This window comes from Caballeronia sp. BR00000012568055 (assembly GCF_029439455.1).
GTDB lineage: Bacteria > Pseudomonadota > Gammaproteobacteria > Burkholderiales > Burkholderiaceae > Caballeronia.
Window position 1 is genome coordinate 1 of the sequence record NZ_JAQFVG010000056.1, and the last position, 7,374, is coordinate 7,374.

Here is a 7,374-nt window from a genome sequence, read left to right on the forward strand (position 1 = left end):
GTCCCCGATCGCATGGTTGAGATGGGTAGAAAGGGGCAGAAAAATGGTGCGGGTTGGTATCGTTACAACGAAGGTGATCGCACGCCGCATCCGGACGAAGAGGTTTCGAAGATTATCCGTGACGTTGGTCGTGAGCTCGGCGTCCCGCAACGTGAGTTTTCAGACGACGAGATCCTGAACCGCTTGCTCTTCGCTTCGGTGAACGAGGCCTGCAAGATCCTGGAAGATGGTAAAGCCTACCGCGCAAGTGATATCGACGTGATGTGGCTGTATGGTTTTGGCTTCCCGCGCCATCGAGGCGGACTGATGTCCTGGGCAGACTCGATTGGTGCACAAAAGATCTTTGAGCAGGTCAGTGTGTGGCACGAGCAGTATGGAAAGCGCTGGAAGCCAAGCCAGTTGTTGGCGCAGATCGCCGAAGTTGGTGAATCGCTTCGAGAGGCCCAAGCGCCTAATCTTTCTTAAGCATTCAGCGCCTGGTCCAGTGATAAGTAAGGGCCATCGAAACGGATTTGGTTCTTGCAGTCGCGAACGCGCGGCAACGACACAAAGCTAGTTCCAGGCGCTCGTCGAACCGAGTTGCGAGGCAATGATATGACGGCTGAAAACGAAGGACAAAGTACTGAGATTCGTGAATTCAAGGTTTGGCAATGCCTTCTGTGCGGATTCACATATGACGAGGTTGAAGGTCTACCGAGCGAAGGGATCGCGCCCGGTACTCGTTGGGAAGACATTCCGGAAGATTGGGTATGTCCCGAGTGCTCGGCGACGAAAGGCGATTTTGAAATGGTCGAGATCTGACGGAAGTCAAAAATCGCCATAATCAAACTTCCAATTCATTCCACGCAATGTCGATAGTAAGGTATCGAGTACGACGTCTGCCGCTGAATAGCGGTGCGCAGTTGCAGCGGCCCTATCTCACGGTGGTGTGCGCTGCTCTTCGCAGGCTCTTTCGAAACGTCAAGAGCTCTGTGCGACTATTTCCACGGAGCTTCGGGCGTGTTGCTTTCTACGGGACTGATTGTTCAGCATGGTCTCGTGATGGAACGCCTGCTCAACAGACCGCCCTCCGAATCAACTCCTGTGCAGTTCCCGAAGTCGCGTCTCATGGAGTGGAACGAAGGCGCCGACTTACCGGTTGATCGGCGCTGGCCTTCTCGTCAACTCAGCGCACAGCGTTCTTCCTGTCATGTACGCTCCGACTTCGCCGCCTCCGCAAGCTTTCTTCCGGTTGGAATAGCGCCGTTCGCAATCTACCAGGGCACTGTCATATTCATGGCGCTCGAGGTATAGCACAAGAAGCGTCGGGCTGTGGGCCCGTGTGGATAGATGCTCTCACAGGGCCGCACAGGTCGGGTCTCGCGACAAATTACCCGCCGCCCCAAAGTTGGGCAATCAGTTCGCCGGATGCCTGTACAGCGTTCAGCCGCGATGACGGGGATCACCTATAGTTGATCTGCGATGTCTGGCAGCGACCGCTCGTTGTGAACGGGCATCCAGGATGTGGACGATATACGCCGCACGCGCAATTTCGAAGTCGATGGTGCGTTCGTATCGAGTCATTTCGGGGAACGACGACGCGCTCGCGTCCTTGCGAGCGCTACCCAAAGTCGTCGTTGCTGCCGTCTTTTGCTGCACGGCAATGATCGATGGTGGCTTCCGGCGTGGTGACGAAGCGCTGATGAGGCATGCGCTCGGTGAACCGTGGGATTCTTGTTGGCAAACTGTTCGAATATGCAGAGGCGACTGCGGCCGAAACTGGCATTCTTCGCGCAATCGCGATCCTGGCGAGTGAGATGACGCACAAAATGTCGATGCTGCGCGCCGATGCGGTCGGTTAACGCGGGCTGCTCGTCGATTTGCAGGTGCACGAATGCAGCACGGTGAGGCTTTGGTCACATCCCCGGCCACCTTGAAAAAGAACGCCCGCCTCTTTGGCGGGAAATTGAGAGGGCACGGGTTTGGCAAGCCCAAAGTCAACAGCAGGGCGAGGGGTGCCAGATAGCAACCTCATGCCAATTCCGAAACAGCGAATTATCGCGGGCTCGCCTCCAACCAGTGACAATCAAGTCTATTGGAACCACCCGCGCGCCGACGGACCCGTTGCTCGATTGCCGGTCGCAAAGAAATCGGCAGGGCAATGCAGTGCGTGGATCAACGGCGGCTGGACGACTCGTACGTGCAACCAAGGGGGTGTGACAGTCTAGTCTTCGACCGCGTTGGTCTTCCGGGCGTCGATGCCTCTCGTGTCGGACGCTAATTGGGCAAAAATGAAAGCAGATGACATCGTGATTAACCCGACGCACACGAACGTAGAGTGAAACACGGGTAGAGCTTGAGGCTGCAGATGTTTTGAAAATACGTTTCCAAACATCGCTAGCATCGCGCCCGCCACTGTCACCCCGAGGCTCATGGACAGCATTTGGGTAAGCGAGAACAGACTATTCCCACTGCTTGCGCCGACAGTATCCAAGTCCTTCAAGGTGAGCGCATTCATCGCAGTAAATTGGTTTGAATTGACCGCGCCAAAGAACGCAAGTTGTAGGAGTCGGACCCATAGCGGCTGCTGCGGGTCAACGAAGGCGAAGCTCGCCATGCTCAGTCCGGCAAGAACTGTATTGGAGACAAGGACCGTACGGTAGCCATACGCTGTAATCATCGCAACGATGACTCGTTTTGACGCGATTCCAGCTGCTGCCACGGGTAGCATCATCAAGCCCGCATGAAATGGTGTGTATCCGAGAGCCACTTGCAAGAACAGCGGCAGCAAGTATGGCATCGCTCCGCCGCCGATGCGAGCAAACAGGTTCCCAAGAAGACCGATCTTGAATGTTGGGATTTTGAGTAGGGTGAGCGGGAGAAGCGACGCGGGATTATCTGTGGAGTGCAGCGCATAGGATACGAGGAACGCGAATGCCAAAATTAGCAAAACCAATACGGAGGCTCGTTGTAGGCCGAGCTCGGCAAGTCCATCTAGCGCGATGGTTAGCGACAGCATGGCGAGCACTAGAAGAATATATCCCTTGAAGTCAAATCGCGTCACAGTCGGCTGGGGCTTCCCGACCATGAAAAAAAAGCATCCGATGCAGCCGATTGCGCCGATTGGTACGTTGATGAGGAATATCCAATGCCAAGAGGCGACGTCAGTAAGCCATCCGCCCAGGGTCGGGCCGAGCAGCGGACCCACTAGTCCAAGGACTGCTAGCGAACTCAATGCCGGCAGGTATCGTTCCCGTGGAAAATTGCGCAGTATTGCCAGCCGTCCAACCGGCAGCAGCATCGCACCCCCCACACCTTGAACGACTCGCGCGGACACCAGCTGCCATAGCGCACGGGAGTTTGCGCACATCAAAGAGCCGACGGTAAAGGTGATGATCGCAGCGAGGAATACTTTACGCGTTCCAAATCGGTCCGCTAGATACCCCGATGCGGGAATCACAAGCGCCATTGTCAGCGAGTAAGCAATCACCACGGATTGCATGTGGAGCGGAGCTTCTCCGAGACTGCGAGCAATCGAAGGCAATGCGGTGTTGACGATCGTCGTGTCGAGCGTCTGCATAAAAAAGCCGGTTGCAACTAGCCACAGTGTCATTGTGACTTTTCGTGCGCTTGCTTCGTCGAGGTCGGCGGTTTGTGAGCCAATCGAGTTATCGCTCATCAGATGCTGTTTCGTATCGAATCGGTGAAGTCGGCGTCGGGGAGATGACCAGAGAGCGGCGTTCTGCCGTGGCGCAGCGGGAATGCAAGAAGAGAAGCACTTAATGAGGCGGGCGATGAGCTGTGTCGACGTTGAGGTAGTCGCCGCCGAAGGCCGACTGGAGCGTCGAAGTCATGGAACGTGCCGGGAGCAGACCATGTCCTTGTAATCCAAAGCCACTGAAAATGGTGTGAGCCGGATTACTGCTCGCGTCGTAAGGCCGGATTACGGCCCCTGCCTGAGGAAGCAGGGGCCCGGGTCTGACTCGGCTTATCGTTCCTCACGCGGGTATTGCAGGACCAGCGCTTCCAGACCTTTATCGCCTGCCCGGATGTCGAACTTCTCCTCGCTCGGTTCCACCACGACCATCGACCACAGCGGCAGTTCTTCGTCGTTGTGCAACAAGGTGCCGTTCCCAACGAACACGTAATAGCCGGCCGCTGCTTTCGGATCGGGTCCGGGGACGCTCATACCTGCGCCGAGGCGAACGACCTGGGCATGCATGCCGTCACTCGAGTCTTCGAGCAACGTCTCCCAGACTACCTCCTTTCTTGCTGCAAGCACTGGTTCGATAGAAAAGCGAACAGGCTCTGACGTGAGGTGCCGCCGCTTGCTCGGTTCAATCCGCTCCCTGTAGCCGGGTTTATCAAGATACACGGGCTCAGAGTTGCCCGTGTACATGCGCATTGCGACGAACGAGAGCCCTTGGGGGCCGGCGACGATCGGGCCGTAAGCGGTGTGATGATCCTTGAATTGAACCGTCAGAGGCTCCAAAACCTGTTTGCGGGCTCCCAAGGTACCCGATCCGGCGATAAAGCATTGGAACATCGTCACCCCGTGGAAGTGCGAGACAACGGATTCGTGAGGATTGAGTTCCGACATCGTCGCCTGCGGCCCAGCGCCCGCGCTCTTTGAACTGCGAGGCCCAAAGAAGACGGTGCCCCAGTGTTCGTTACCTGTGCCGGGTGAAACCACGACGTTGCGATTTGCGAGAGCGTCGGTGCCGCTTCGTGTGTAAATCATCAGAAATCTCCTTGTGTCTTACCACTGCCTGCAGGGTCGGTGTGTCGAATGGATCTCGGCTCGTCGGCAGCTCCAGCGATCACGAGTGCATCGTATCATGGTTTTAGTAAGCAGCATGAGTTCCAGTAGACGGAACAAGAAATGCCCTGAGGGTGATATGCGAGGACGTGGCTGTTTCGCTCGTTGTGGCGACGTGACGGGTGTTGTGGTTTCAATGCTCGAAACCAATTCCATTTTCGGTTGACGCGGCGCTTTTCCAAGAATAGAGTTCAGTCAACCAGCGGTATCGATTGCCGCGTCGTGACCGTGCACATTTCCGTTTCAATCCGAGCGGCGTCTAGCTCAATGGCCCGAGATTTAGTGACTATGAACTCCTTCAAGCATTTATTTGAACCCCGATCCGTCGCAGTCGTGGGTGTGTCGGACGACGCGGCTCGCCCCGGTTCACAAGCCGTCCGAGCGTTGCTCAAGAATGGGTTCACGGGAGAGGTATATCCAGTTAACCCCAAGTACGAGCAGTTTGAAGGGTTGAAGTGCTACCCGGCAGTCGATCAGATTGACGGACCGGTGGATCTTGTCGTCATTGGTGTGCCCGCAAAAGGTGTTCTGGCTGTTCTCGAGCAAAGCGCTGCCAGGAAGATCCCGTTCGCTGTCGTGTTGAGCGGTGGATTTCGTGAGAGCGGTCCGGAAGGCATCGAGCTGGAAAAGAAGATGCTCGCGATCGCCCGTGACTCGGGCATGCGTATCATCGGACCAAATTGTCTTGGATTTGCGAATATTCACTCGAACGTGTATGCCGCATTCGGCAGCATCACGCGTGAGCCGAAGCTCAACGTGGGATCGGTTTCTCTCGTGACGCAGAGCGGCGGGTTCGGCTATAGCCTCGCCCTTGGGTGCGCCGCCGCCGGAGTGGGCTTTCGCCATGTGATTGCGACAGGAAACGAGACTGACATCGATACCGTTCAGCTTATCGATGCCCTCCTGGACGATCCCGAAACCGAAATCATCCTTGCATATATCGAAGGTACGAGGGACGGACGCGCGCTGCTGGACGTTGGGCGCCGTGCCCTGGCGGCAGGGAAGCCCGTGCTCCTTTGGAAAGGAGGCGTGACGGAGCAAGGAGCTCGCGCGGCAGCCTCCCACACTGCGAGTCTTACAGGTAGCTACGACTACTATCGCGCGCTCTTCAAGCAGACTGGAATCGTCGAGATCCGGGAGATCCATGAGGCTGTCGACTTTCTGAAGGCGCTTGCCGGTGCGAGGTACCCGTCTGGTGGCGGGGTCGGTGTCATGGGCGTGTCGGGAGGATCGGCAATCGTGTTCGCCGATGCGGGGGAGCCGGAGGGACTCTCCCTGTGCGACCTTAGTGAAAGCACGCAAGCACGGCTCAAGGACGTCGTCCCGAATATCGGAGCAGTACACAACCCCATTGACCTAACTGCAGGCTACTTCTCCGCTGCAAACCGTGAAAAGTTGAAGGCGGCGGTTCTTGCCACGCTCGACGATCCGTCGGTCCACTCGGTCTGCGTCAACCTTGCTACGACAGGCAACGCCGGGAGCGTCGCTGCTGCTGAAGTCTTGGCGGGCATTGCAAGTGAAGCCGATAAGCCAGTGCTTGTCTTCTCTTCAGCTCCCGCAGACCAGATTGCTCCCGCGCTGGAGATCTTCGACCGCGCGAGGATTCCAGTTCTTCCGTCGCCTTCACGTGTGGCCAGAGCGATCGCAATGCTCAAACGGTACGGCCAAGCTAGGGTGAACCTGACTTCCTCAGCGCATGCGTTGGAGGCTAAAGACGCTGGAGCACAAACCAACGATCTCTCGGCCGCAATCAAGAAGGGAAGTTTGTCGGAAACCGAGTCGAAGGAAATCCTGGCCGCAGCGGGCATTCCAGTCACGAAGGATGTCATCGTCGAGGGTGTCGACGGCGCGGTTTTCGATACGCTGAAGGGTCCTTTGGTCGTAAAAATTGTCTCCCCCGACATTCCGCACAAGACCGAAATCGGTGGCGTTAAGGTGGGATTGCGCACGCGAGAAGAACTTGAATCGTCGATCGCAGAGGTGCTCGAGAATGCGCGAACGCATGCACCGGCCGCACGCATTGAAGGTGTGTTGGTTTCTGAAATGGTCCGGGGTGGCTTCGAGCTTATCGCTGGCGTCGTGAATGATGAGGTGTTCGGCCCCGTGGTCGTGGTCGGGGCGGGAGGCATCTACACCGAGCTTCTTCGAGATTCCGCTTGCCGCCTCGCGCCCTTTGACGTGAAAACCGCTCGCGAGATGGTTGACGAGCTGCAATGCCGACGGATCATGGACGGCGCGCGCGGATCCGCTGCCCTCGATGTCGAAGCCGTGGCCCAGGCTCTTTCGGCGCTCTCCCGCTTTGCGTGGGACAACCGAGGCATCGTCAAAGAGGTGGACGTTAATCCCCTCTTCGTGCTCCCGCAAGGTGTGGTCGCAGCTGACGCCCTGATCATTCCATCGACCACGGGCAACGCGTAAACGACACCATAAATATACTCCAGTTAGTAAAAGGTGAATTTGTCATGAGTGAAGGTCAAGTTTTGTCGGACACCTTCCCAGTTCTCTTCAAGCCGCTAGACCGTACCCTTGAGGTGCGATCTGAGCAGACCATTCTCGAGGCCGCTCTAAGCGCCGGT

The 7,374-nt window shown here is 56.9% G+C and carries 6 protein-coding genes; 4 read left to right on the top strand and 2 right to left on the bottom strand.

The annotated features are described in order from the left end of the window. The 3 genes from P7F28_RS04120 to P7F28_RS04130 all read left to right on the top strand — a co-directional run. On the top strand, nt 1-465 hold a 465-nt coding region (locus tag P7F28_RS04120), incomplete at its 5' end, for a 3-hydroxyacyl-CoA dehydrogenase family protein (RefSeq protein ID WP_277183169.1). A gap of 129 nt (nt 466-594) precedes the next feature. Further along, nucleotides 595-801, top strand: a complete 207-nt coding sequence (locus tag P7F28_RS04125) for a rubredoxin (protein ID WP_277183170.1) — start codon at nt 595-597, stop codon at nt 799-801. Between the two features lie 887 nt (nt 802-1,688). Then, complete coding sequence (locus tag P7F28_RS04130) at nt 1,689-1,841, top strand: hypothetical protein (RefSeq protein ID WP_277183171.1); 153 nt, start codon at nt 1,689-1,691, stop codon at nt 1,839-1,841. A 362-nt stretch (nt 1,842-2,203) separates the two neighbouring features. Here P7F28_RS04130 and mdtD read toward each other — a convergent pair whose 3' ends face one another. Further along, nucleotides 2,204-3,658: a multidrug transporter subunit MdtD gene (gene mdtD, locus P7F28_RS04135; protein ID WP_277183172.1), complete on the bottom strand. Its 1,455-nt coding sequence runs from the start codon at nt 3,656-3,658 to the stop codon at nt 2,204-2,206. A gap of 309 nt (nt 3,659-3,967) precedes the next feature. Next, complete coding sequence (locus P7F28_RS04140; RefSeq protein ID WP_277183173.1) at nt 3,968-4,720, bottom strand: hypothetical protein; 753 nt, start codon at nt 4,718-4,720, stop codon at nt 3,968-3,970. A 366-nt stretch (nt 4,721-5,086) separates the two neighbouring features. On the opposite strand from P7F28_RS04140, the gene P7F28_RS04145 reads away from it, so the two are divergent. Beyond that, a complete protein-coding gene (locus P7F28_RS04145) occupies nt 5,087-7,216 on the top strand; it encodes an acetate--CoA ligase family protein (protein ID WP_277183174.1) in 2,130 nt (709 codons plus the stop codon). Nucleotides 7,217-7,374 lie beyond the last annotated feature (158 nt).

Bases quoted from the DNA above. Each gene is read 5' to 3' on its own strand.
- P7F28_RS04145 (WP_277183174.1), top strand. From the start codon at position 5,087: ATGAACTCCTTCAAGCATTTATTTGAACCCCGATCCGTCGCAGTCGTG.
- P7F28_RS04125 (WP_277183170.1), top strand. From the start codon at position 595: ATGACGGCTGAAAACGAAGGACAAAGTACTGAGATTCGTGAATTCAAG.
- P7F28_RS04130 (WP_277183171.1), top strand. From the start codon at position 1,689: ATGCGCTCGGTGAACCGTGGGATTCTTGTTGGCAAACTGTTCGAATAT.
- mdtD (WP_277183172.1), bottom strand. From the start codon at position 3,658: ATGAGCGATAACTCGATTGGCTCACAAACCGCCGACCTCGACGAAGCA.
- P7F28_RS04140 (WP_277183173.1), bottom strand. From the start codon at position 4,720: ATGATTTACACACGAAGCGGCACCGACGCTCTCGCAAATCGCAACGTC.